This is a genomic window from Bradyrhizobium sp., from assembly GCF_049691595.1.
Classification (GTDB): Bacteria; Pseudomonadota; Alphaproteobacteria; order Rhizobiales; family Xanthobacteraceae; genus Bradyrhizobium.
In genome coordinates this window covers 1-1644 of the sequence record NZ_JBAVNZ010000371.1, presented here as the reverse complement: position 1 = coordinate 1644, position 1644 = coordinate 1, and the positions used below count along the sequence as shown (strand labels likewise).

The 1644-nt window shown below is 60.6% G+C and carries 3 protein-coding genes; 2 read left to right on the top strand and 1 reads right to left on the bottom strand.

The features are described from left to right. The coding region (locus tag WCE35_RS16305) for a hypothetical protein (RefSeq protein ID WP_424594369.1) at nt 1-184 on the top strand (184 nt) is incomplete at its 5' end. A gap of 249 nt (nt 185-433) precedes the next feature. Further along, nucleotides 434-1417, top strand: coding sequence for a polysaccharide deacetylase family protein (locus tag WCE35_RS16300; protein WP_424594368.1), 984 nt, complete (start codon nt 434-436; stop codon nt 1415-1417). 15 nt (nt 1418-1432) lie between these two features. Here the strand turns inward: WCE35_RS16300 and WCE35_RS16295 are convergent. Next, a partial coding sequence (locus WCE35_RS16295; RefSeq protein WP_424594367.1) for a DUF2842 domain-containing protein occupies nt 1433-1644 on the bottom strand: 212 nt, incomplete at its 5' end.

The following is a 1644-nucleotide window of genomic DNA, read 5'->3' as shown; positions in this document are numbered from 1 at the left end:
CAATAAGCCCGCGAGCGTACTTGAAGATCTGCCCGGCACGTTTCTCGGCTTTGAAGTGACCGACATCGTCATCGTTCGCTTGCAGCAGCCATCCGGCGCATCGGCCCCTGCCCCCGCCGCGGTTCCCAACGAACGCCTGATGCGTGCAACCCGCAAAGGCTCGAGTCCCATCCGCATGCTGTGAGCGCCACGGCGATCGCCTCGTTTACCAATACGCAGACATGCGAAGGTGGGTCAGCACGCCTCTTGCATTGCGAGGGGCTGTTGCACCGCCCCTTGCCGGTTCGCAACGTGACAGGATCCGAGAACCCACGTTGACCTTGGTATGAGCCGCCGTTCGACACGACTCTTAAAGGCTGCCCTTTCTGCCCTGCACTACACAGGCGCGGATGGCCTCATTCGGCCGTTTACCGGCGGTAACGGCGTTATATTCATGCTTCATCACGTGACGCCCGTGGCGCCGCGGGCATTCGAGCCCAATGGTATTCTCAAAGTCACGCCCGGCTTTCTCGAGACCGTGATCACAGTAGTTAAGACCGCCGGCTTTGACTGTATCGGCCTCGACGATGTCCCAGAACGGCTCACCAAGGACTCGCGGCGCAAGCCCTTCGCGGTGTTTACGCTCGATGACGGTTACAAGGACAACCGGGACTACGCTTATCCCATCTTCAAGCGGCACGGGGTGCCGTTTACGATTTATGTTCCATCTAGCTTTGCCGACGGCACCGGCGACTTGTGGTGGCTCAATCTCGAGGAAGCCATCCGGCAAGCCTCGGCCCTTACGCTTGAAATGAACAGCAAGAGCCGCACGTTCGCATTGTCGAGCGCCCAGGAGAAGACCGAGGCCTTCGACCAGATATACTGGTGGCTGCGCGAACTGCCGGAGGATCGAGCCCGCGCCATTGTCCGGCGCTTGGCCCGCGAGGCCGGCGTCGATGTTTCGGGAGTGTGCGTTCGGCTCGTCATGAACTGGGATGAGATTCGCGCCCTCGCTGCCGACCCCCTCATCACCATTGGGGCGCATACAACGCATCATCTGGCACTTGCGAATTTGGCGCCAGCGCGCATGCGGCGCGAGATTGCCGAAAGTGTCGCGCGAGTTACTGCCGAGCTTGGCCGCCCCTGCCGCCATTTCAGTTACCCCTATGGGTGCGAGATGAGTGCGGGGAGTCGTGAGTTTGACGCTGCCGCGGAACTTGGACTGGCGACCGCGGTCACCACCCGCAAAGGACTGATCCACGAGCGCCACGAGACGGCGTTGACGGCCTTGCCGCGTCTCTCTCTCAATGGTGACTTTCAGGACAGACGCTACGTGAAGGTGTTATTGTCGGGTGCGCCCTTTGCCTTCTGGAATGTGCTACGGCGATTTAAGTCTGGCCCAAGGGGCTTGGGGCACGAACTCAACGCCGGCGCATAATATCGCGACCCCGCCTTAGGCATCCGGCCTCTGCATCCACTTGATGATGACGCCTGCGGGCAGAACCCAAAGCAAACCCGCAACGACGTAGTAGAGTAGTTCGACGAATTTATTCGCCTCGCGCACCTGCAGCACGACGGCAACCGCCAGCGCCAAGAGCGCATAGACAGCGATCATCGCGATGAGCGCCATCGTGCCAATCAGTTTGCGGGTTCGGATCGTCATGC